Origin of the sequence: Streptomyces sp. NPDC056835 (genome assembly GCF_042789485.1) — a bacterium.
Lineage (GTDB): Bacteria > Actinomycetota > Actinomycetes > Streptomycetales > Streptomycetaceae > Streptomyces.
The window spans coordinates 51,965-74,158 of the sequence record NZ_JBHUBB010000035.1; the positions used below are offsets into that span (position 1 = coordinate 51,965).

The window sequence follows — 22,194 nt, forward strand, 5'->3', positions numbered from 1 at the left end:
CACGGCACGCGGTGTCAACGGCCGACGGCGCCGATGGCGGGATCCGGAGCCGGCGTCACACCACCGGCATCACCCCGCCCGCGTCACCGCACCGGCATCACCCCGCCCGCGTCACCGCGACATCGGGCCCGCCGCCCGTCAGCGCACCAGCAGGTCGAGCAGCCGCTCGGCCTCCGCCCCGGGGTCGTCCGTCAGTCCGGTGTGTACGGGACCGGGCTGTACGACGGTCGAGCGTGGCGCGATCAGCCACCGGAACCGCCTGCCCGCGTCGTCGTCCGCGGCCTGCCCGGCCGCGTCGCCGCCGCGGCAGACGCTCTCGACCGCGCGCAGCGCCGCCCGTACCCCCACCACATCCGCGTCCGGGTCGAGGATCCTCAGCTTGACCTCGTCCAGATGGGTCCTGGCCGAAACGTAGGACCGGGCGCGGCAGTAGACCAGCACCCCGGCGTTGAAACACTCACCGCGCTCGACCCGCGGCACGACCCGCAGCAGTGCGTACTCGTAGACGTCCTTCGCGCTCATCGGCCACCGTCCTTGGCGCTCTTCTCGTCAGCCGTCCGTCGCGTGGTCCGCGCCGCGGGCGCCAGCCGGTCGGCCAGCCAACCGGGCACCCGCGACGGGCCGTTGGCGGTGGGCGCGTCGAGGGTGATGCGCTCATGGATCGTGCCGGCCCGCGCGAGCAGCGGCTCCACATACGCGCGGCGCAGCGCGTCGGTGGAGTCGAAGCCCGGCTCGTCGGCCAGCCACTCGTCCGGTACGTCGGCGGTGACCTCCGTCAGCAACTCCTCGGTGACCAGCGGCGCCAGCTCGGCCGCGGCCGACGCGATGTCGGGGTCGAAGGAGGCGAGTACATGGTCGGAGGCGTTGTACGGCTTCGCCGCGGAAGCCCGCGCACCGGGCCAGTTGTGGTGCCAGATCATCGTCGCGCCATGGTCGATGAGCCACACGTCGCCATGCCAGACAAGCATGTTGGGGTTGCGCCAGGAACGGTCGACATTGTTGATGACGGCGTCGAACCAGACGATCCGCCCGGCCTCCTCCGGCCCCACCTGGTAAGCCAGCGGGTCGAAGCCGATCGATCCCGGCAGATAGTCCATGCCGAGGTTCAGCCCACCGCTGGCCTTCAGCAACTCCTGTACTTCCTGGTCGGGCTCGGAGAGTCCGATGACGGGGTCGAGCCGCATACGGACCAGTTCGGGGATTCTCAGTCCCAGCCTGCGGGCCAGCTGCCCGCAGATCACCTCCGCGACCAGGGTCTTGCGTCCCTGTCCCGCGCCGGTGAATTTCATGACATATGTACCGAGATCGTCGGCCTCGACGATCCCGGGAAGCGAGCCGCCTTCACGCAAGGGCGTGACATAGCGGGTCGCGGTGACTTCGGTCAGCATATTCCCAGGCTATACGCCGCAGGACGTTGAAGTTGTCCCGCGGTGCAGCCTTCCATCGCCACGGCCTCGTACCCTTTGCCACCTTGGCGACCAATCGCGGTGGTGAATTCCCGCAGTTCTTCCACGATGCCTTGCCCCCTCCGTCAAATCGGAGCCCACAGAAGCGAAACCAGCGCGCGGATTCTTCCCCGAGGGCAGGAATGGGAAGCGACGGAAAGCATCGGATACCGAGGGAAAGCGGCGGACATCGCCGACCGGGTCCGGGCCGCTCCGTCCATCCGTAAATGCCTTGATGTGATTGACGCCCGCACGGACACAAAGAGTAACCAACTGTCCTACCAGGCCAAAGTTGCTCAGCCGCCGTCGCGCCCGCCTTCCAGGTGAGGGGTCGAGCCACCGGGGGACCTTCGCACGGCCGTGCGTCGATGCCCACTTCCAGTGGGCACAGAGGGTAGTTGCGCGTGTCATGCCGTCAACCTCCCTACCCTCTCGGTAGATCGCCCTGCTCAAGTAATTCCCATGACCAAGGGATTCCCTTTCGGAACCCCTGAGGGGAAGAACATATGCATAGTCCGCGAGCTACTGTCGGACCATCGATCGGAGCCCGGCTCGACCGACTGCCGGTAACAGCGCGCCACAAGCGCTTCGTCAATGTAATGGCGCTCGGCAACTTCTTCGAGATCTATGAACTCTTCCTGACGAGTGTCCTGTTGAGCACTCTCAAGGAAGCCTTCTCCCTGAACGGCTTCTCTCTGTCGCTGTTCCTCGCGTCGACCGTCGTCGGAGGCTTCCTCGGCGCGGTCGTGGTGGGGCGGGTGGCGGACCGGATCGGGCGGCGCGGCGCCTACGTGATCACGCTCAGCCTGTACTCGGCGGGTACGATCGCCTGCGCCTTCGCGCCGGACATCTGGACTCTGATCGTCTGCCGTTTCGTCATCGGCATCGGACTCGGCGGCGAACTCCCGGTCACGGATTCCTATCTGGCCGACATTCTGCCGCCGGCCCGACGCGGTTACTACGCGGCAAGGGCCTACACCTGTGCCCATGTCGCCGTACCCGTCGTCGGGGTGCTGGGCCTGCTGCTCGTCGACAAGGCCCCGTTCGGTATCGCGGGATGGCGGTGGATGTTCGCGATCGGGTCCCTCGGCGCGCTGCTGACCTTCTTCGTCCGCAGAGGTCTGCCCGAGTCACCCCGGTGGCTGGAGATGGTCGGACGGTCGGCGGAAGCGGACAAGGTGACCGCCGTCTTCGAGAGGGCCGCGGAGGCGGAGGGGTGGAGGCCGCCGGCCGCGACCACGAAGGAAGAGGCGATCCCCTCGCCCACGGAGGCGCGCCTGCCCGTCCGCATGCTCTTCCGGGCTCCCCTGGCCCGCCGTACAGCGCTGATGGCCTTGCTGTGGACTCTCGGGCCGATCGGGTACTACGGCTTCAGCAAGCTCGCCACGCTCGCACTGGAGGCGAAGGGCTTCGATCTCGGCAGTTCACTGACGTTCATGACGCTGTCGTTCCTCGGATCGCCGATCGGCTCGTATCTGTCCATGCACATCGTGGAGAAGGCCGAGCGGAAGTGGATCCTGTGTGCGGCGCTGACGGTCATGGCGGCGATCGGACTCGCCTACGGGTACGCGCAGTCAGCGGTGATGATCACTGCTCTCGGTTTCTGTTTCACCGTGGTGGCCAACATCAAGACCAATGCCACCCACATCTACCAGTTGGAACAGTTCCCGACGAGCCTGCGCACCACGGCCAACGGCTGGCTGTTCTCGCTGAACCGGCTGTCCACCGCGGCAGCGCCCTTCTATATGGTCCCGCTCTTCTACGGCGCCGGAGTGGGTGCCGTGTTCATCGTGGGGGCGGCGGCGATGCTGCTGGCCGCGACCGCTGTCGCTTTCGGCGTACGGACCAGAGGGCTGTCGCTGGAAAACATCAATACGGCGTCCCGGCCCGAGAGTTCACCGAAGGCCGTCATCCCTTCGCCGCACACTCGCACCACGACCAGGAAGCCGTAGGGCTCCGTCCGGCATCGGCGGTCCACCACTGCCGGTCGAGGCGGTGGGATCCGCCCCCCGCCCCCTCACCCCGCCGCCGGGTTGCCCTGGTGGATGAAGGCGGCCCAGTGGTGGAGGTGGTGGAGATCGGGGCGGGTGACCTGGCGGCGGAGGAGGCCGTCGACGGTGGGTGGGAGCTCGCGGCGCGGGTCGAGCATCCACAACTGGGCGGCGCGCAGGGCGTCCGGCGGGGCCAGCCCGCCGGATGTGAGGTGATGGTGGAAGACCGCCATCATCACGGAGGTCGGTCCGTCGCGCACCGCCCAGCGGGACCCCACGACATCGCTGGCACCGCCTGTGACCAGTGCGGTGGTGAGGGTCAGCGCCTCGTCGTGATGGCCTGTGCTCAAGTCGGTCTCGCAGGCGCTGAGCACGACCAGCGGGCCCGCCGTGTCCGGTCGGCGCCCGGCGGCGCCGTCGAGGATTCCGGCCACGGTGAGCCGGCCGGCGCCCTGGTCCTCGCCGGGCGGGTCCGCCAGCCATAGCGCGGAGTCGGTGGGGCGCGGCGCGGCGACGGCGTGGCAGGACAGATGGACCACGGACGCGGGCGACGCACCGCCGGGCAGTACGGCGAGCAGTTCCGCCGGCGTGCCCGCGGCGTCCGGTACCTCGCCGGTGGTGAAGAACTCGCCGTAACGGAGTGCGTCGGGGTAGTAGCCGGCCCGCAGGGCGGCTGTCTCCACCTCGGCCCACGGCAGGGTCAGTTCCGGGTCGGCGACGAGGACCTGCGGTCCGGCGGCGGGGGGCATCCGGCGCCGGGCGGCCGCGGCCAGGAACTGGGCGCCGGACGGGGCGTAGCTGAGGACGGCCTCCTGGCAGGCGTACCGATGGCCGTGCTCGCCGGGACCCCGGGTGCGCGCCGCGTGCCACGGTACGACGCCGAGCGTGCCGCAGGGCACCAGCACGATCCGCGGTGTCCGGGCCAGTGGCCACTGGCCCGCCGGCACTGGACGTACGGCCGCGAGCACCGGTTCCATCACTGCCCGCCAGGCCCACTCGCACAGCGTGCCCAGCGCGTCCCGCCAGCGCTCCTCGCGGGTGGCACGCCACGACATGTCCGCGTCCGGGTCGGTGAGCGCCCGGGAGCGTTCCGCCGCGGCGTCGAGGTACCGCTCCAGCGGCGGGCTGCCCGGGACCATCAACTCGGGCAGGGGAAGCGTGGTCGGACCGGCTCCCGGGCGCAGGATCAGCGCGCGGCCGGGGAACGAATTGCCGGGCAGGGGCATGCCGGCTACCAGATAGACCAACGCGTCGGTGCCTGTGGCGGCGAGGCCGGCGGTCAACTCGGTCACATCCGCCGCGCCCACCAACTGCCCGATGCCCGGCCCTCCTTGAGCGTCGCGGCGGACGCCCAGCACTTCCAGAGCCTTGCGCCGCAGGCCGCTGGGGATCGGCGAACTCCCGGCCGGCCGGGACGGCGGTACGTCGTCGGTCTTGGGCCGGAGCGGGTCCCTGGGGATCTGAGCGCGCCACTGCCGGGCCAGTTCGGGGTGGCCGGCGGAATCGAGGAGCTCGGGGATGCTCCGGGAGGCGGCAGCGGCCTGAAGCACCAGGGCCCGCCCCTTCTCCAGGTCGGCCACCGCGTCGGCCGGCCGCTGGGTGCGGAAGGCGACGAACGCCAGCCGGCGCGACAGTACGGCACCTTTGAGGCCGGCCGACAGCCCGTGGTCCGCACCGGTCTGGAGCAGGACATCGGCGGCCAGTTCGCCCAGCGCCTCGCGGGTGATCTCCACGAACGCCCTTCTGTCCGCGTCGGCATGCGGACCGCCCCGCGCGGCGCGCACTATGTGGGCCTCCGCCAGCTTCGTCAGAAGGTCCACGCCGTACGCTCTGCCGCGTCCCTCGGCGAGCAGCGCGCGGGCTCGGGTCAGCTCGGTGATGGCCTCGTCCAGCAGCCCCGGGGCCCCCTCGTCGCGCATCACGGCGAGGAGTTGCCGCAGGCCGAGCGCGGCACGCCGGTCGTACTCCTGCTCGCGGTACATCTCCGGATCATCAAGAGCCCGGCGGGACTTGGCGATCGCGCGTTCCAGCGCCTCTGGCTCGGCGCCCTCGGGCCGTCCGTTCTCAGGCCCGGTGCCTTTTGGCTCAGTGGTGTCCTCTCCCGACCCGGCCACCGCGGGCGCCCCTTGTACGGTGGCTTGCCGCGTGTGCGCCGTCAGTTCGTCGAGCCGGCTCAGCCGCTCCGCGAACTTCTCGCGCCAACTGCTTTCCGGTGGCAGGGCGTCGTACCGGTCACGGAGCTCCTCGCTCAGGCGTGGTAGCGCCCCGTGGTCTTCGGTGCGCTTCGCGTGGTCCAGCTCGCGGTCGGCGACGGAGAGCGCGAGCGTGAGGGCGAACGGCGCGTCGGGTGGCACCGTGCCGTCGCGTTCCAGGGCGGCGCGCAGGCCGCGCAGGGTGGCCAGGGAGACGTCGGCGTCGTGGAAACTGCCGCCGGACGTGGCGGCCTTCTCCAGGACCCTGCCCAGATCCTCCTGCAGGGCCAAGGCCCACCAGGACCCGGCGGGGCTCGCGTCGACCGCCTCTACGAGCAGGGCGGCGGCGTCCTCCAGATAGCCCGGATCACCGGTCCGGTCGGCCAGCAACTGGTTGAAGTTGGCCGCCGAGCGCCGCTCACGAATGCCGAGGTGGGCGACGAAGTCCCGTAGATGGCTGTCGAGATGGGGGATCAGACCCGGCTCCACGCTGACGCCGATCGGCCAGTCCTCGAAGCGGTCTCCGCTGTCGCGGTCCGGTTCCGGCGTGGGCCGCTCCACGGAGTTGAAGTCGACCGGCCCTGGTGTCAAGGTCTCCAACGCGACCAGCAGGTAGGCGTGGAGCCTCGCGACCCGGGCCCGCTCCGGTGCGTCCGGCGGCAGCGCGCGAAGGGCCCTCAGCGCCAGGTCGGCGGCGCGGCGGACCCCATCGGCGCCCCCTCTGTCGGCGGCCGCCTGACGCAGCAGTGGTACGGCTTCCGGGTCCAGTCCCAGATCCTCGTGCGAGTCGCCGTCGGTCTGGGACTGCAACGTGACAACCAGCCAGACGAGTATGCGGGTGAACTGCGGCGTACTGCGTGATCCGGCCAGAGCCACCAGACCGCGGACGGCATCGAGCAGCGTGTTCTCGGAGGCTTGAATGGCATCGGCATCGGAGGCATCGGGTTCGTCGTGGGTCCGGGCGTGGTAGTGTCCCGCCGCCTCCTTCGTCGCCGCCTCGGTGGCCACCGCTGCGCCCTCTCCCGTCGCGACGGGAGAACCGGACCCGAGCGAAGCGGAGCCGGAGGAAGAGGAACCCGGGGCGAGCATCAGCTCGATGTCCCGTTTGACACTCGCGGTCTGCTGGTGAATCTCCAGGCCGACCGGGGCCTCGGCGATGCGGTCGACCACCTCCTTGGCCTCGGTGAGGTCCCGGCGCAACGTCTCCGTCAGCACCCGTTCGTCGGCCGCTGTGAGCAGTGCCTCCTGAAGAGCGGTGCGGGTGCCGTCGGTGCGGGGCAGGGCCCAGGGCGCCAGCAGGAAGACCAGCATCATGCGGGCCTGCACCGCGAGCAGAGCGGTGAGCGGCCCGTTGCGGTCCACCCACCGCAGGCGCCGTTGCGCCTCCGCCCGCTCCTCGGGATCGAACGACGCGCTGTCGCGCCTGTTCAGACACCGCGCGCCGAGCAGGAGGCCCAGGTGCGCGAAGACGGAGGAGAAATCCTGCTGGTTGTTCGCCAGTTCGCCCTCGACAGCGACGAGTCGGTCGATCGCCGGCCCCAACTCCTCCTCGACGGGCCAGGAATCTCCTGAGTCGTCCAGGAGTCGTCGAGCCTCAAGAACGGCGTCGGCCGCCCGCTCCCGGAGCTCCGCCACCCTGCCGTCGTCGCCCTGTCCAGCTTTGCCGGCCATCGACTCCCCCGTCGTCGCGCCTGCCTCATCCCCGTACGCCAAGGGCCGCCCCGCACCGGATCACCGGACAGGCCCCGGGGCGTGTATCGAATGTAGCGCCGTCCGCCCGCGGGGCGGAGCCGGGCGCGACATCCGGCACACGCCCCAGGTGTACAACTTCACGACGACATACGTATCGAAATCGTCGGCCTCGACGGTCACCGCTCGGTCGTTGTCGTTCTGTCAGAACACGCCTGGGGTTACTTCGGCGTGCCCCGTGAAAGAAACCTGGAAACCATGGAGACCACTGACTTTCCGCTGCAGTTCGCCCGTACCCGCCGCTTCTCGCTGGGTGTCCCCCGGCAGTTCACCGTGTCACCGGACGGCGAGCGTGTGCTGTTCGTACGGTCCCTGTCCGGAGTCGACCCGCGCAGCCCGCTGTGGCTGTACGAGCGGGGCGCGGAGCGGATTCTCGCCGATCCCTCGGCCCCCGTCGGCGACGAGCATGTCTCCGACGCGGAACGGATACGCCGCGAACGGGCCCGAGAGACCTCCGTGGGAGTGGTGGGGTACGCCACCGACCGGGAGGCACGGGTCGTCGCGTACGCGCTGGGCGGTGCCCTCTGGATCGTACGGACGGACGGCGGCGCTCCGTGGCAGGTCCGCACCGGGGGCCCGGTCGTCGATCCGCGCCCCTCGCCCGACGGCACCCACATCGCCTATGTCAGCGACGGCGCGCTGCGCGTCGTAGGGACCGACGGCACGGGCGACCGGCCGCTCGCCGAGCCCGAAACCCCCGATGTGGCCTACGGGCTGGCCGATCACTCCGCCGCCGAGTCCATCGGCAGGTCGCGCGGCTACTGGTGGTCGCCGGACGGGGACGCCCTGCTGGTGGCCCGGGTCGACACCTCGATGGTGCGGCGCTGGTACATCGGCGATCCGTCCGATCCGGCGCGGGCGCCGCGCTCGGTGCCGTATCCGGCGGCGGGCACCGCCAACGCTCAGACCTCGCTGCGTGTTGTCACCCTCGACGGCCGGCACACTCCCGTACGGCTGCCGGAGCGCGCCCCCGAGGACGAGGCGCCGGCGGGTGTCTGGCGGGACCCGGCTTTTGAGTATGTCGTCGGCGCCGGCTGGGGGAGCGGCGGCCCGGTGGTCGGCCTCCAGACCCGGGACCAGCGCACGCTGTGGGTCCTGCGCGTCGACCCGGCCAGTGGTGAGGTCGAGCGGCTGTGCCGGCAGAGCGACGAGCACTGGGTGGAGTGGCTGCCGGGCGCTCCCCTGCACACCGCGTCGGGGGCGGCGGTCCTGCCGTGCCCGCGCGGCGACGCCCGTTCACTGCGGATCGGTGACGCCCTCGCGCCGGAAGGACTCCAGGTCCACGCGGTGCTCGGCGCGGTGGGCGAGCGGGTCCTGTTCACCGCGAGCGAGGAGCCCACGGAGACTCATGTGTGGTCGTACGCCCCGGACACCGGGTTCGTGAGGCTGACGGACGAGCCGGGGGTGCACACCGCCTCGGCGGGCGGTGACACCGTCGTCCTCGACAGCAGGACCCCGGACGGGCATACGGTCACGGTGGTGCGCGGGGGCGTCCCGTCGGGCCGGATCGCGGTCCTCACCGAACAGCCGCTTGTCACCCCCAGGCCGGTCCATCTCGCCCTCGGGAAGCGGGAGTTGCGCAGCCGCCTGCATCTGCCGTCCTGGTACACACCGGGCGCGGGGAAGCTGCCCGTACTGCTCAGCCCGTACGCGGGCCCCGGTATGCAGGTGGTGACGAAGGGCGGCGGCTGGTACACCGCCGTGTGCCAGTGGTTCGCGGAGCACGGGTTCGCCGTACTGGCCACGGACGGGCGCGGCACCCCCGGGCGCGGCGTGGCGTGGCAGCGGGCCATCGCCGGGGACCGGCTGACGCCCATCCTGACCGACCAGGTCGACGCGCTGCACGCGGCGGCCGAGCGGTACGACGCGCTGGACCTGGCGCGGGTGGGGATCCGGGGCTGGTCGTTCAGCGGCTATCTGGCGGCGGCCGCCGTGCTGCACCGTCCCGATGTGTTCCACGCGGCGGTCGCGGGCGCGGCGGCGAGCGACCGGCGGCTGTACGACACGTACTGGGAGGAGCGTTATCTCGGCCACCCGGACATCCAGCCGGAGAACTACGACCGCGGTTCGCTGATCCCGTACGCGGACCGGCTGACCCGGCCGCTGATGCTCGTCCACGGGCTCGCCGACGACAATGTGTTCCCCGCCCATACGCTGCGGCTCTCCGCCGCGCTGCTCGCCGCGGGCCGGCCGCACACCGTACTGCCGCTGCCGGGGGCGGGTCATCTCGTCACCCGTGTGGGCCAGGCGGACGCTCTTCTGCGTCAAGAACTCGGTTTCCTCAAGAAGTCTCTCGGTGTCTGAACATCGCGACGGGTATAGCCGTACCTATCACTGAACGGCCGACCGGCCGGCGCAGAGCCCATCAGGGAACGGAGCTCGGTATGACGGGAACGCAGGGGACCGCACGGGTCGTCACACGCCGCACCGTGGTCGCGGCGGCGGGCGCGACGGGGCTGGCGGCGGCGCTGGTCGCGTGCGGCGGCTCGGACACCCCGGCGGAGTCGGAGTCCGCCGCCTCGAAGCCCGCGACGCCCGACGACGGGGCGGGCGGCGGCGCGGCCGTCACCGATGTCCTCGCGAAGACCACCGAGATCCCGGAGGGCGGCGGGATGGTCTTCGCCGACCAGGGCGTGGTGGTCACTCAGCCCACGGCGGGCGAGTTCAAGGCGTTCTCCTCCAAGTGCACGCACGCGGGCTGCGCCGTGAAGGACATCTCGGACGGGATCATCCACTGCCCCTGTCACGGCAGTAAGTTCAGCGCGGCGGACGGCAGTGTGAAGGCCGGACCCGCGACGCGGCCGCTGCCCGCGACGCCGATCAAGGTCGCCGGGGAGTCGATCACGCTCGCGTGACCTCTCGCGTGACCTCGCGTGACCTCTCGCGTGTCCGGACGCCCGTACCCCGGAGCTCCGTAAGGGCTGTCCCGTACCCATGACCGGCGGCCGGCAGGCTTCACTTTTCGTCGGCAGAAGGTGAAGTCCTCCGGCCGCCCCTCTCTCCGCCCTCGGTTCCGCGTGCGGTCACGCCCTCGGTTCCGCGTGCGGCTCCGCCCTCGGTTCCGCTCTTGGTCAGCCGCCGACCAGCCGGTTCGCGGCCCCGGCCGCTTCCCCCAGGGCCTCGACGGCCGCCCGGATCGACGGACGGCGATCCGCGTCCGTCCGCCACACGGCGTAGACATGCCGGCGCATCCGCTGCCGTACGGGCACGATCGCCACGCCTTCCGGCACGGCGCCGCGTCCCAGCCTCGGCGCGACACAGACCCCGAGTCCCGCCGCGATCAGCGCCAGTTGCGTGTGGTACTCCCCCGCGAGATGCGCGATCCGCGGTTCGAAACCCTTCGAGCGCAGCGTGAACATCAGCCACTCGTAACAGAATTCGCCCTCCGGCCAGGAGACCCACGGATCGTCCGCGAACTCCTCCAGATCCACTTCCGACCGGTCCGCGAGCGGATGGTCCGCGGGCATGGCCACATCGGGGACATCGTCGAGCAGATGCGCCGTCGCCAGCCCGCCGGGCACCGGCAGCCGCTTGTTGCTCCAGTCCAGCACCACGGCGAGATCGAGATCGCCCCTGACGACCCCGCTGATTCCGGCCTCGGGTTCCAGCTCGTGCGACCGGACCCGCAGCTCCGGATGGCCTTCGCGCAACGCGCGGATCGCCGACGGGAAGAGCCCGCGGGCGGCCGTGGGGAAGGCCGAGATCCGCACTTCCCCGACCACCCGGCCGCGCTGCGCCTCGATGTCGGACTGCGCGATCTCGACCTGGGAGAGGATCCGCGCGGCGTGGTCGGCGAGCAGACGTCCAGCATCGGTGAGCCGTACGCCGCGCCCGTTCCTGGCCAGCAGCCGCTGGCCCACCTCCCGCTCCAGTTTGGCCAGCTGCTGGGAGACGGCGGAGGTGGTGACATGCAGCCCCTCGGCGGCGCCGCTCACCGAGCCGTGGCGGGCCAGGGCATCCAGTGTGCGCAGGCGCTCCAGATTCAACATGTAAGCAATACTAATCAAAAGGGTGGACATAATCTCGCTTGTTCTACGAGATGGTCCACGCCAGGCTGTCCGTATGAGCACCGCCACCCCGCCCCGTCCCGGGCCGGACTCCGTCCCCCCGTCCCCCGCCGTTCCGGCCGGGCCCGCTGCCATCGATCCGGCGCCGCGACCGGACACCCGTCGCACCCGCCCGGCCGTGGACTGGCGCATCCGCTTCGCGGTGCTCGCGCTCATCTGGGGCTTCAGCTTTCTGCTCATCAAGGTGGGCACCCGTGGCTTCGCGCCCTTCCAGGTCACCTTCGGCCGGCTCTTCTTCGGTACGGCGGTGCTGGCCGTGGCGATGGCGGTGAAGCGGGACCGCCTGCCGCGCGGGCTCCGCACCTGGGGGCATCTCGCCGTCGCGGCCTTCTTCCTCAACGCGTTGCCGTTCTCGCTGTTCGCCTACTCCGAGCTGACGATTCCCTCCACACTCGCGGGTATCTGCAACGCCACGTCGCCGCTCTGGGGCATGGCCCTGTCGCTGGTCGCGCTCTCCGAGGACCGGCCCACCCGGCGCCGGGTCGCCGGGCTCGGCCTCGGCTTCCTCGGTGTGCTGACCGTGCTGGGCGCCTGGCAGGGCTTCTCCGGTCTGGATGTCACCGGTACGGCGATGGCGCTGCTCGCCTCGCTCAGCTATCCGATCGGCTGGATCTACGTACGCCGCACCCTGGCGGGCAACGGCGGCTCCCATCTCTCGCTGACCGGAGCGCAGCTCTTTCTCGCCACGCTGCAACTCGCTCTCGTGACACCGCTGTTCACCACCATGCCGACCTCGTTCCCGGCGGGTCCGCTGCTCGCCGTGATCGTGCTCGGCGCGCTGGGCACCGGTCTGGCGATCCTGCTCCAGTACGGAGTGGTCGCCGAAGTCGGCCCGACGACGGGCCAGATGGTCACCTACTTCATCCCGGTCATCGCCACAGCGGCCGGTGTCACACTCCTCGGCGAAGACCTGAGCTGGAACACGCCGGTCGGCGCCCTGATCGTCCTGGCCGGGGCCGCGCTCACCCAGACCAGGGCCAGGAAGCGGGCGGCGCCCCAGCCTTAGAGGCCGCGCCGCGTCTCGGCCGTGGACACACACGCCCGCGCCGCGCCTCGGCCATGGACGCACACGTCCCAGCCGCGCCTCAGCCGTAGCTGCGCGCGGGCGCGGGGCCGGCCGCCGATGCCAGCGCGTCGGCGACCGGCCCGATGTCGTCGCCCGTCAGCTCCGACACCGTCAGCCGTACGCCCGGCGGCGTGGCCACACGGAAGCGCGCCCCCGGCGCGACCGCCCAGCCCGCGTGCAGCAGCCGTGCCACCGCCCCGGTCTCGTCGGCCACCGGCACCCAGACGTTCATTCCGCTCCGGCCGTGCGCCTCGATGCCCCGCTCCGCCAGGGCCCGTACGAGTGCGTCGCGCCGCTCGCCGTACGACCTCGCCACGGCCGGCACATCCACGGCCCCCGAGGTCCACAGCTCCACGACGGCCCGCTGGAGAAGCCGGCTGACCCAGCCGGGACCGAGCCGCTGACGCCCCGTCACCCGGTCCACGGTCAGGGCGTCCCCGGTGAGCACCGCGATCCGCAGATCCGGTCCGTACGCCTTCGCGGTGGAGCGTACGAACACCCAGTTGCGGGTGGTACCGGCGAGCGGGTGGAGCGGCAGGTCGACCATTCCGTGGCCGTGGTCGTCCTCGATGAGCAGCACCTCGGGATGGCCGGCGAGCAGGGCGCGCAGTTCCCCGGCGCGGGCCGCCCCCACCGAGGCGCCCGTCGGGTTCTGCGCGCGGTCGGTGACGATGACCGCGCGGACCCCGGCCCGCAGCGCCCGGTCCAGAGCGGCGGGGAGCGGCCCCTCGTCGTCAACGCCCATCGGTTCCGGCCGCAGCCCGAGCGCGGGCACCAGGTCCAGCAGAGCGCCCCAGCCCGGATCCTCGACGGCGACCGCGTCACCCGGTCGCAGATGGGCCGCCAGTACGCGTTCGATCGCGTCCAGCGATCCGGAGGTCACGGCGACCGGTCCGGCCGGCACCCCGTCGGCGTCCAACTCCGCGCGGGCGAGCCGCGCGAACTCCGGGTCGACGGGCGCCTGTCCGTACAGCCCCGGGTGTTCGGCGTGGTGCAGCGCGGCGGCGGCGAGTGCGTCACGCAGCGGCGGCAGCAGCGCGGGATCGGGGTTGCCCTCCGACACATCGCGTACGCCGGGGGGCGCCTCGACCCGGATGGAGCCGCGCGCGGTACTCGCGGGGCGGGCACGCACCCTGCTCCCCCGGCGTCCCGCGGTCTCGATCACCCCGCGGTCCCGCAGGCTCCGGTAGGCGGCGGCGACCGTATTCGGATTGATTCCGAGCTCCGTCGCCAACTCCCGCATGGGAGGGAGGAGTTGGCCCGGGGCCAGCTCTCCGGAACCCACCGCCCGCTCCACGCTGGCGGAAATCTCCGCCGCGCGCCGCCCCACGATCCGATACTCTCCTAGCACAAAGAAGATTATGCACTAGTGCAATGGAGAGCGCAATGCCGGAGAGCACCGCCGCATATCAGCCCACCTCACGCACCGTCCCCACCCGCGCCCGGGAGCGGGCGGCATACGACCGCGAGCTGGTGCACGGGATACTGGACGAGGCGTACGTCTGCCACCTCGGTTTTGTCCGCGACGGCGCCCCGGTCGTCCTGCCGACGCTCTACGCCCGGGTGGGCGAGCGGCTGTACGTCCATGGCTCGACCGGCTCGCGTCCGCTGCGTATGACGGGCGGCGGCGGTACGGGGCGCGCCGCCGGCGAGGACGGGGCCGACCCCGGTCTCGCCGTCTGTCTGACCGTGACGCATGTCGACGGTCTGGTGCTGGCGCGCGCCGCCTTCCACCACTCGATCAACTACCGCTCCGTCGTGGTCCACGGCGTCGCCCGCCAGGTGACCGACGCCGAGGAGCGGCGCACCGCGCTCGACGCGGTCGTCAACCATGTCGTACCGGGCCGCTCCCACGACTCGCGCCCGGCCAACGCCCGTGAGCTGGCCGCGACCGCCGTGATCCGCCTCGATCTCGACGAGGTCTCCGCCAAGGTCCGTACGGGCGGCCCCAACGACGATCCCGAGGACGTGACGCTGCCGCACTGGGCCGGGGTCGTCCCCCTCGCACGCGGGTACGGCGCGCCCGTCCCGTCCGGCGATCTCGACCCGGCCATCGCACTGCCGGACTATCTCTCCGTACTCTGAGACGACACCACGGACGACACCACGCGGAGCGCGGGCGGCGGCGTCAGCCGACCGCCGCCCGGCGCCGTACCGCCGCGAGCCGGGCCTCGGCCACCGCGAGACCGGTCACCGCCGCGAGGAGCAGGACCGTACCCAGCAGGGTCGCCGCGGTCAGCCGCTCACCCAGCAGGACGACCGCGATCACCGCCGCGCTCACCGGCTCAAGCAGCATGATCACCGAGACGGTCGCGGCCCGCACCACCGCCGCCCCCGCGAAGTAGAGGGCATAGGCGAGCGCGGTCGGCACCGCCGCGACGTACACCAGCAGCCAGACCACCCGGGCGGGTTCCGCGGTGTGCGGCAGCAGTCCCTCGCCCCAGGCGATCGGCAGCAGCAGGACCGCACCGATGGCGAACGCCCAGGCGGTGGTGGCCATCGAGTCGCCACCGCCGCCCTTCCGCCCCAGCCATCGGGTGAGCAGGGTGATCCCCGCGTACCCGGCCGCGGACAGGATCGCGAGCGCGACCCCGGCCGGGCGTACGGAGCCGCCCTCGCCGCCGAGCACCAGCACCCCGAGCCCGGCGAGCGCGCCCGTCACCGCGACCAGACCGCCGCCGCCCAGCCGCTCGCCCATGGTGAGGCGGGCGCCGAGCGCGATGAGGACGGGGCCGGCGCCGAGGGTGACGACCGTGCCGACCGCCAGACCGGTCGCTTCGACGGCGGCGAAGTAGGCGCTCTGGAAGACGGTGAGACCGATGCCGGTACCGAGGATCCGGAGCAGCCGCCGCCCGCGCGGTTCCGCGGGAGCGGGCTCGCGGCGCCGCCGGAGAGCGAGCGCGCCGAGCAGCAGGACGAGACCGCCCAGGCAGCGCCAGAAGGACAGTGCGAGGGGGCCGAGGTCACTGACCCGGTAGACCAGCGAGGCGGCGGCGCCCGCGGTCCCCCAGGCGACCCCGGCGACGATCAGAAAGAACAGACTCCGTCCGACCGGCAGGCCGGAAGCAACGGAGGAAACAGGATTCGGCACGTGACGTCTCCGTGTGAAGAACGGGATGGGTGTGGTCGCTCAGCTCCGTCACGCGGGCAGCGACGAACCGCTCGGGCAGGGGCCTGTACGGCCGAGGTACTGTCCGAGCCCGGTCTTCGTCAGCGGATGGCCGCCCGCGTTATGACGCGGGAGGCGGAAGAACGGTCAAGTGCATGATCGGAACCCTACGTCGTGGTGTGTCCGGCGGACAACCGCGCCGGATCGCCCGCCCCCGTACCGCCGGCCAGCGGCCCGGAGGGCGCCTTCGGCGTCGATGACTGGGCGATGAACGCGCCGGTCAGCACCACGACCCCGCCGATGATCTGCGGCGCGGAGAGGTGTTCCCGCAGCAGCACCCAGGCCAGTACGGTCGCGACGACCGCCTCCAGACAGGCGACCACGCCGGCCACCTGCGGCGAGAGCCGGCGTACGGAGATCACTCCGGTCACATAGGCGAGCACGGTGGCGATCAGCACGATCCAGCCGAGCAGCAGGGCCGCGGCCACACTCGCTCCGCCCATGTCGGCGCTCCCGCCGAGCAGCGACCAGTCCATCCCCCAGGGCCTGGCGACCACCGTCAGTACGACGGCCCCGACGAGCAGTCCGTACGCGATCACGCCCAGCGGATCGGCCGCGTCCTCCCCGTCGGCGCCCTGGTCGGAGAGGACGAAGTAGCCGACCTGGCAGCAAGCGGCGGCCAGTGCGAGGAGCACCCCCACCGGGTCGAAGCCCAGCCCGGCCCAGACCTCGACCACACAGGCGAGCCCGCCCACCGCGAGAACGACCCCGACCGCGGCGGCGCGGGTGACGGGCCGCCGCTGGACGAACCGGACCCAGAGGAGGACGAGCGCGGGGGCCAGATATTCGATGAGCAGCGCGACCCCGACGGGGATACGGGAGATCGCGGCGAAGTAGCAGGCCTGGACGCCCGCCACGGCCAGCAGGCCGAATCCGGCGAGCAGCGCGGGTCGTTGCCGTACCAGCGCCCGATGGCGCCAGGCCACCGGAAGCATGACCAGGGCGGCACCGGTGACCCGTAGCCAGACGACATGGAGCGGGTCGAGTCCCGCTTCGATCAGCGGCTTGGCCGCCACGCCCGAACCGCCGAACGCGAACGCCGACGCCAGGGCAAGGCCCAGGCCGGCGCTCCTCCCCTCAGACATGCGCATGACGTCATCATGACAGCCGACGTCAGGAGCGTCATCCTCATGACACCTGTCGAGACAACCGGTGTCCGCCGGGACGGCGCGGCGCGGCGGGCCGAATCACCCATGGTCAGATCGATCGTGACGTACCGGACAGCCTTCCGGCCAGCGACCGCGCGTCCACCCCGGCCCGTTCGAGCACGTCGACCGCCCGGCACTCCCGGTCTGCGGAGAGGGCGGCGAGCAGATCGAGTCCGCCGGCCCGTGGTTCACCGCGGCGCTCCGCGCGTTCCAGCGCGCTCGCCATGGCGGTGACGGCCGGGGGCGACCAGCCCGTCACATCCCGCACCAGGGGCACGGCCCCGGAGTCCTCCACGGTTCCCTGCCAGCGCAGCCCGTAGCCGATGCTCCGCTGGACGAGGTAGCCAAGCACCCGGGCCAGTTGGGGATCGCCGTCGAACGCCGCCCGTACCTCGGGGTCCGACTCCAGCAGGGAGTGCAGCAGATGGGCGGTGTCGATCTGCCGGTCACCGTCGCGGTGCGCCCTTCTGCGCGCGCCCGAGACGACGGATGCCAGCTCCGGGGTCAGCCGCGCCTCGACATCGGCGCGCGCGGACGCGGTATCGGGTCGGTTCGGTGCGGACTGTTCCGGCACCCGCGGAGATGGGCTTTGCACCCTCTTACCCCATCAGTCCCGGGCTCGCGGAACATCCCCGGCGGGGAGCATTTCCGCGTCCCACCGGAGTTGGTGCTTCTGAGCCGGTTCTCCTCCTTGCGAATGAGATCGCCCCCCCTTCTCTCCCCGGAGAAGCGCGCCGCCTTGCCTCCGCGCGACGGGCGGGGACACGCGGGGACGCGAAGAGGCCCCGCGGCGCCTCGGAGAGGCATTGCCGCGGGGCCTCCACTACGGGCCGAAGCGCGCTCAGTCCTCATCGGCGAGGATCAGATAGAGCTTCTTGCGCGATTCGGTGATGACCGCCAGAGCCTTCTGGCGCTGCTCGGGCGTACCGGTCTTCCAGACCTGCCCGAACGCTTCCATCAGCCCGAAGCCGGCCTGCCGGATCTCGTTCATCGTTTCCCAGTCGATGCCCCGGCCGGCCTCTTCCCACGGGGCCTCGGGCCCCGATTCGGCCTCCGTACGCCCGGTGTCGGTGAGCGTGAACAGCTTCTTGCCGCCCTCGCTCCGGCTCGTGATCAGGCCCTCGTCCTCCAGCAGCTGGAGCGTCGGGTACACCGAGCCGGGGCTGGGGCGCCAGGCCCCGCCGCTGCGCTCGCCGATCTCCTGGATCATCTCGTATCCGTGCATGGGCCGGTCCTTCAGCAGGGCGAGGATCGAGGCGCGCACATCACCGCGCCGCGCCCTTCCCCTGCCGCCGCCACGCCCACGGCCGCCCCCGCCGAAGGGACCGCCGAAGCCGGGCCCGAACGGGCCGAAAGCCCCGCGCCGTCCCTCGAAGTCGCCCCTGCCGTGGTGGCCGGGCCCACAGGCGCCGGGCCCCGGACCGTGTCCGCGCCCGTGCTCGTTTCCATGGTCATGTCCATGTGAACGCATTGCTCTCACTCCTCACATCGTTGATTCACATCGTTGATCTGTCGCGACATCGTTGATCTGTCGCGATGCGTCAACGATATATCGGAACACGTCGTTCGGCAAGCACTCCCGACCCAAGGGATCCGCCGCCCGGCACATGACCAGACCGGTCAGGAATCGAGAAGCGTGGACTCCGAGCCGCGGTTAGCGTGAGCGCCGTGGACATCACCAGTCACGCGAGCCTCCGCTCCGGGCTGTCGTTTCCCAGCCTTCTCGTCCGTCTTCACACCGGACTATCCACACCGACCCACGACTTCAGGAGTGACCATGACCAGCTCTTCCACCCAGGGGATCAAGACCGTGCTGCATCCCGTTTCCGACCTGGCGGCGGCCAAGGCGGTGTACGCCGCCCTGCTCGGCGTACCGCCACAGGCCGATGAGTCCTACTACGTCGGCTTCGAGGCCGCGGGCCAGCACATCGGGCTGGTGCCGGGCGGTGGACCGCAGGGCATGACCTCACCGGTGGCCTACTGGCACGTGCCGGACATCGAGGCGAAGCTGGCCGAGGTGACCGCCGCGGGTGCCACCGTGAAGGAGCCCGCGCACGATGTCGGTGGCGGCCGCCTGGTGGCCACCGTCACCGACCCGGACGGCAATGTGCTCGGGCTGCTTCAGGACCGATGAGTGCCACCACCCGCTCCCGGGTTCAGCGTCGTCGTCGGATGAGGGCCGCATCGGCGACGTGTCTATGATCGAGGGCGAAGTCGAGGTCCTTGAGATCGACGCGTTGCCCCGGCAGCGAGAGACCGGTCGCCGCGCGCACCGGCCTCGGCCCGCCCGCGCCGGCCACCCCGTACCGCTGGTTCCGCGGCTCCCCGCGCCGCGTCCGGACGTCCCGCTCGACGCCGGCCGGATCGAACCGGGCGACACCGACGGAGACCGCGGAGGCGGCTCCGTGTAAAGAGACGCGGCTCCGCGCGGCAGATGCGACAGACACAGCAGATGTAACAGATGGAGACACGATGAGCATGGCCACGAGGACGGACACGCGGTCGCCCGCGCCGCATGCTGCCGACAGCCACGACTTGATCCGTGTGCATGGCGCGCGCGTGAACAACCTCAAGGACGTCAGCGTCGAGATCCCGAAGCGGCGGCTGACAGTGCTCACCGGCGTCTCCGGCTCGGGCAAGAGTTCGCTGGTGTTCGGCACGATCGCCGCCGAGTCGCAGCGGCTGATCAACGAGACGTACAGCGCCTTCGTACAGGGCTTCATGCCGACGCTGGCGCGGCCCGAGGTCGACGTGCTCGAAGGGCTGACGACCGCGATCATCGTCGACCAGCAGCGGCTGGGGGCCGACCCCCGCTCCACGGTCGGCACCGCCACCGACGCCAACGCGATGCTGCGCATCCTCTTCAGCCGGCTCGGGCAGCCGCGCATCGGCTCGCCCAACGCGTTCTCCTTCAACGTCGCCTCGGTCAGGGCGACCGGTGCGATCACGGTCGAACGCGGCGCGGGCAGCAAGGCCGTAAAACAGACCTTCACCCGCACCGGCGGCATGTGTACGCGCTGCGAAGGCCGGGGCACGGTCTCCGACATCGACCTCACCCAGCTCTACGACGACTCCAAGTCGATCGCCGAGGGCGCGTTCACCATCCCCGGCTGGAAGTCGGACAGCTGGTGGACCGTGCGGACCTACGCCGAGTCCGGCTTCCTCGACCCGGACAAGCCGATCCGCGAGTTCACCAAGAAGGAGATGCGGGACTTCCTCCACCGGGAGCCGACCAAGGTGAAGGTCGAGGGCGTCAACCTCACCTACGAGGGGCTGATCCCGAAGATCCAGAAGTCGTTCCTCTCCAAGGACCGGGAGGCGATGCAGCCGCACATCCGGGCATTCGTGGACCGGGCGGTCACCTTCACCGCCTGCCCCGAATGCGAGGGCACCCGGCTCAGCGAGGCGGCCCGGTCGTCACGGATCGGCAAGATCAACATAGCCGACGCCTGTGCGATGCAGATCAGCGATCTGGCCGAATGGGTCCGCGGCCTCGACGAGCCCTCGGTGGCGCCGCTGCTCGCCGCGCTGGGGCAGACCCTCGACTCGTTCGTGGAGATCGGTCTCGGCTACCTCTCGCTCGACCGGCCGTCGGGCACGCTGTCGGGCGGCGAGGCACAGCGCGTCAAGATGATCCGCCACCTCGGCTCCTCGCTCACGGACACCACCTACGTCTTCGACGAGCCCACCACGGGTCTGCACCCCCATGACATCCAGCGGATGAACGACCTGCTGCTTCGGCTGCGGGACAAGGGCAACACGGTGCTCGTCGTGGAGCACAAGCCGGAGACGATCTCGATCGCCGACCATGTCATCGATCTCGGTCCCGGCGCCGGTACGGCGGGCGGCACCGTCTGCTTCGAAGGCACCGTGGAGGGGCTGCGCGCCAGTGGCACCGTCACCGGCCGCCATTTCGACGACCGGGCGGCACTCAAGGAGACGGTGCGCAAGCCCACCGGGACGCTGGAGATCCGCGGCGCGACGGCGCACAACCTGCGGGATGTCGACGTCGACATCCCGCTCGGGGTGCTCGCTGTCGTCACCGGCGTCGCCGGCTCCGGCAAGAGCTCGCTCGTCCACGGTTCACTGCGTCAGCGGTCCGGGGCCGCCGGCGAGGGTGTGGTGTCGATCGACCAGGGCGCGATCCGCGGTTCGCGGCGAAGCAACCCGGCGACGTACACCGGACTGCTCGACCCGATACGCAAGGCGTTCGCGAAGATCAACGGCGTGAAGCCGGCGCTGTTCAGCGCCAACTCCGAGGGCGCCTGCCCCACCTGCAACGGCGCCGGGGTCATCTACACCGACCTGGCGATGATGGCCGGTGTCGCGACCACCTGCGAGGAGTGCGAGGGGAAGCGGTTCCAGGCAGCGGTGCTCGACTACCGCCTCGGCGGCCGCGACATCAGCGAGGTGCTCGCGATGTCGGTGACCGAGGCCCAGGAGTTCTTCGGCGCCGGCGAGGCGAACACACCGGCCGCGCACCGCATCCTCGGCAGGCTCGCCGACGTCGGGCTCGGCTACCTCAGCCTCGGCCAGCCGCTCACCACACTGTCCGGCGGCGAGCGGCAGCGGCTCAAGCTGGCCACCCACATGGCCGAGAAGGGCGGCGTCTACGTGCTCGACGAGCCGACCACCGGCCTGCACCTCGCCGATGTCGAGCAACTGCTCGGCCTGCTCGACCGGCTCGTCGACTCCGGCAAGTCGGTCATCGTCGTCGAGCACCACCAGGCGGTCATGGCGCACGCCGACTGGATCATCGACCTCGGCCCCGGCGCCGGCCACGACGGCGGCCGGATCGTCTTCGAGGGCACACCCGCCGACCTCGTCGCCGCCCGCTCCACCCTCACCGGCGAGCACCTCGCGGCCTACGTCGGCGCCTGACCCGGCGGACCATGCTCCTCGTCACCGGTCCCGGGCGCTGTGCGAAGCTGGTGAGGTGAGACGGCAGAACCTCGACGACCTCGTCCGGCTGCGGCGGGCCCGAGACCGGATGGACCGCGACTACGCCGAACCGCTCGACGTCCCGGCGCTGGCGCGGGACGCCCTGATGTCGTCGGGCCATTTCTCCCGCAGCTTCCGCGCCGCTTTCGGCGAGACACCGTACAGCTATCTGATGACCCGTCGCATCGAGCGGGCCAAAGCGCTGCTGCGGCGCGGCGATCTCACGGTAACCGAGGTCTGCTTCGCGGTCGGCTGTACATCGCTGGGCTCGTTCAGTTCGCGCTTCACCCAGCTGGTCGGCGAGAGCCCGAGCGCCTACCGGTCCCGGAGCCATGATCTCGGCGCCGCCATCCCGGCATGCATGGCCAAGATCCACACACGGCCGGTCAGGAACGGAGAAGCGCGCCCCGCCGCTCGGCCGTAGCG

General features: G+C 71.2%; 18 protein-coding genes. 8 read left to right on the forward strand and 10 right to left on the reverse strand.

Annotation, left to right across the window (positions count from 1 at the left end; genetic code table 11):
- Positions 1-138 precede the first annotated feature (138 nt).
- Together ACFRMN_RS31485 and ACFRMN_RS31490 are read right to left on the reverse strand one after the other, a co-directional pair.
- Positions 139-522 carry a DUF3037 domain-containing protein gene (locus ACFRMN_RS31485; RefSeq protein ID WP_383025948.1) on the reverse strand — a complete coding sequence of 128 codons (384 nt, stop codon included), beginning with the start codon at positions 520-522 and terminating at the stop codon, positions 139-141.
- The gene (locus tag ACFRMN_RS31490; RefSeq protein ID WP_383025950.1) at positions 519-1,388 is read right to left on the reverse strand and encodes a HipA family kinase; all 870 of its coding nucleotides are present in this window, start codon (positions 1,386-1,388) and stop codon (positions 519-521) included. Before ACFRMN_RS31490 ends, ACFRMN_RS31485 begins: the two co-directional genes overlap by 4 nt.
- A gap of 563 nt (positions 1,389-1,951) precedes the next feature.
- Between ACFRMN_RS31490 and ACFRMN_RS31495 the strand changes: the two genes are divergently transcribed.
- Entirely contained in the window at positions 1,952-3,397 is a 1,446-nt protein-coding gene (locus ACFRMN_RS31495) for an MFS transporter (protein WP_383025953.1), read from the forward strand.
- A gap of 65 nt (positions 3,398-3,462) precedes the next feature.
- Here ACFRMN_RS31495 and ACFRMN_RS31500 read toward each other — a convergent pair whose 3' ends face one another.
- The gene (locus ACFRMN_RS31500; RefSeq protein ID WP_383025956.1) at positions 3,463-7,299 is read right to left on the reverse strand and encodes a CHAT domain-containing protein; all 3,837 of its coding nucleotides are present in this window, start codon (positions 7,297-7,299) and stop codon (positions 3,463-3,465) included.
- 276 nt (positions 7,300-7,575) lie between these two features.
- Here ACFRMN_RS31500 and ACFRMN_RS31505 point away from each other — a divergent pair, with 276 nt between their 5' ends.
- Positions 7,576-9,681, forward strand: coding sequence for a prolyl oligopeptidase family serine peptidase (locus tag ACFRMN_RS31505; protein ID WP_383025959.1), 2,106 nt, complete (start codon positions 7,576-7,578; stop codon positions 9,679-9,681).
- Between the two features lie 80 nt (positions 9,682-9,761).
- Positions 9,762-10,232 carry a Rieske (2Fe-2S) protein gene (locus ACFRMN_RS31510; RefSeq protein ID WP_383025962.1) on the forward strand — a complete coding sequence of 157 codons (471 nt, stop codon included), beginning with the start codon at positions 9,762-9,764 and terminating at the stop codon, positions 10,230-10,232.
- A 216-nt stretch (positions 10,233-10,448) separates the two neighbouring features.
- Here ACFRMN_RS31510 and ACFRMN_RS31515 read toward each other — a convergent pair whose 3' ends face one another.
- Positions 10,449-11,366 (reverse strand): LysR family transcriptional regulator, encoded by a 918-nt coding sequence (locus ACFRMN_RS31515; RefSeq protein WP_383025965.1) that lies wholly within the window; start codon positions 11,364-11,366, stop codon positions 10,449-10,451.
- A gap of 73 nt (positions 11,367-11,439) precedes the next feature.
- Between ACFRMN_RS31515 and ACFRMN_RS31520 the strand changes: the two genes are divergently transcribed.
- Positions 11,440-12,450 carry a DMT family transporter gene (locus tag ACFRMN_RS31520; protein WP_383025969.1) on the forward strand — a complete coding sequence of 337 codons (1,011 nt, stop codon included), beginning with the start codon at positions 11,440-11,442 and terminating at the stop codon, positions 12,448-12,450.
- A gap of 79 nt (positions 12,451-12,529) precedes the next feature.
- On the opposite strand, the gene ACFRMN_RS31525 is transcribed toward ACFRMN_RS31520, so the two are convergent.
- Positions 12,530-13,861, reverse strand: coding sequence for an aminotransferase class I/II-fold pyridoxal phosphate-dependent enzyme (locus tag ACFRMN_RS31525; RefSeq protein ID WP_383025971.1), 1,332 nt, complete (start codon positions 13,859-13,861; stop codon positions 12,530-12,532).
- Between the two features lie 35 nt (positions 13,862-13,896).
- On the opposite strand from ACFRMN_RS31525, the gene ACFRMN_RS31530 reads away from it, so the two are divergent.
- Positions 13,897-14,595 (forward strand): pyridoxamine 5'-phosphate oxidase family protein, encoded by a 699-nt coding sequence (locus ACFRMN_RS31530; RefSeq protein WP_383025974.1) that lies wholly within the window; start codon positions 13,897-13,899, stop codon positions 14,593-14,595.
- Between the two features lie 43 nt (positions 14,596-14,638).
- On the opposite strand, the gene ACFRMN_RS31535 is transcribed toward ACFRMN_RS31530, so the two are convergent.
- From ACFRMN_RS31535 to ACFRMN_RS31550, 4 genes are all read right to left on the reverse strand, one after another.
- Positions 14,639-15,601, reverse strand: a complete 963-nt coding sequence (locus ACFRMN_RS31535) for a DMT family transporter (RefSeq protein ID WP_383025977.1) — start codon at positions 15,599-15,601, stop codon at positions 14,639-14,641.
- A gap of 185 nt (positions 15,602-15,786) precedes the next feature.
- Entirely contained in the window at positions 15,787-16,770 is a 984-nt protein-coding gene (locus ACFRMN_RS31540; protein WP_383025980.1) for a DMT family transporter, read from the reverse strand.
- Between the two features lie 106 nt (positions 16,771-16,876).
- On the reverse strand, positions 16,877-17,422 hold the full coding sequence (locus ACFRMN_RS31545; protein ID WP_383025983.1) for a Clp protease N-terminal domain-containing protein: 546 nt from the start codon (positions 17,420-17,422) through the stop codon (positions 16,877-16,879).
- Between the two features lie 246 nt (positions 17,423-17,668).
- Positions 17,669-18,298, reverse strand: a complete 630-nt coding sequence (locus ACFRMN_RS31550; RefSeq protein ID WP_383025988.1) for a PadR family transcriptional regulator — start codon at positions 18,296-18,298, stop codon at positions 17,669-17,671.
- 306 nt (positions 18,299-18,604) lie between these two features.
- Between ACFRMN_RS31550 and ACFRMN_RS31555 the strand changes: the two genes are divergently transcribed.
- On the forward strand, positions 18,605-18,961 hold the full coding sequence (locus tag ACFRMN_RS31555) for a VOC family protein (RefSeq protein WP_383025991.1): 357 nt from the start codon (positions 18,605-18,607) through the stop codon (positions 18,959-18,961).
- Positions 18,962-18,983: 22 nt separating this feature from the next.
- On the opposite strand, the gene ACFRMN_RS31560 is transcribed toward ACFRMN_RS31555, so the two are convergent.
- Complete coding sequence (locus ACFRMN_RS31560; RefSeq protein WP_383025994.1) at positions 18,984-19,274, reverse strand: hypothetical protein; 291 nt, start codon at positions 19,272-19,274, stop codon at positions 18,984-18,986.
- A 25-nt stretch (positions 19,275-19,299) separates the two neighbouring features.
- Between ACFRMN_RS31560 and ACFRMN_RS31565 the strand changes: the two genes are divergently transcribed.
- Positions 19,300-21,708, forward strand: coding sequence for an ATP-binding cassette domain-containing protein (locus ACFRMN_RS31565; protein ID WP_383025996.1), 2,409 nt, complete (start codon positions 19,300-19,302; stop codon positions 21,706-21,708).
- 109 nt (positions 21,709-21,817) lie between these two features.
- The gene (locus tag ACFRMN_RS31570; RefSeq protein WP_383026037.1) at positions 21,818-22,192 is read left to right on the forward strand and encodes a helix-turn-helix transcriptional regulator; all 375 of its coding nucleotides are present in this window, start codon (positions 21,818-21,820) and stop codon (positions 22,190-22,192) included.
- Positions 22,193-22,194 lie beyond the last annotated feature (2 nt).